We start from the raw sequence: 643 nt of genomic DNA, 5'->3' as shown, positions 1-643 counted from the left end.
ATCAGGCCTCTCTCCAAAGAAAGTTCGTATCGGGGTCTGAAAGTTACCAACAGTAGTAAATCGCTGACTGCAATGGCTGCAAAATGGATTCTAAAGAGCTTTTTCATAGGAAAACCTCCCTCTTTTATCTAGCTTCATTCTACACCAAATGAATGGGACTTACAACTAAAATGATAAAAAATCCCTGAAAGGAACTTCTTTCAGGAATAAGGGGTTAGTTGATTTTTTCGACATAGAGTTGTTTGGCGATATCGATGCTAACTTGGAGATCTTCACCTTTGTTGACCAGAGTAAAGCTATTGGAAAAGCCATCAAACTGCTTGACTTGGAGTTGGTCACCGATATGAATTGCGTGCTTTTCTAGATATTTGAGTAGTTCAAAACTATCATGAACGCGAGTCAGGAGATAGGTTCCAGCTTCCTGGACAGCTGCTAGTGGAAGGTTATTGATTTCAACCAAGAGTTCTCCCTCGGCTGGTATGGTTCCACCGTGGGGGCAAGTTTGAGGGAAACCAAGCAGTTTATCCAGTCTCTTTACAAATAGGTCAGAGACTGTGTGTTCTAGGACCTCAGCTTCTTCGTGGATTTGATCGCTAGTATAGTCTAGATGGTGAACTAGAAAGACTTCAATCAAACGGTGTTT

1 protein-coding gene is annotated in these 643 nt (G+C 41.7%); it reads right to left on the bottom strand.

The window, feature by feature from the left end; all coding sequences use genetic code 11:
- Positions 1-214: 214 nt before the first annotated feature.
- The coding region (locus GMD1S_RS08665) for a metal-dependent transcriptional regulator (protein ID WP_000585706.1) at positions 215-643 on the bottom strand (429 nt) is incomplete at its 5' end.

The organism is Streptococcus sp. GMD1S, from assembly GCF_000296875.1.
Taxonomy (GTDB): Bacteria; Bacillota; Bacilli; order Lactobacillales; family Streptococcaceae; genus Streptococcus.
The sequence above is the reverse complement of the archived record's forward strand: the minus strand, read 5'-3'. Positions and strand labels throughout refer to the sequence as shown.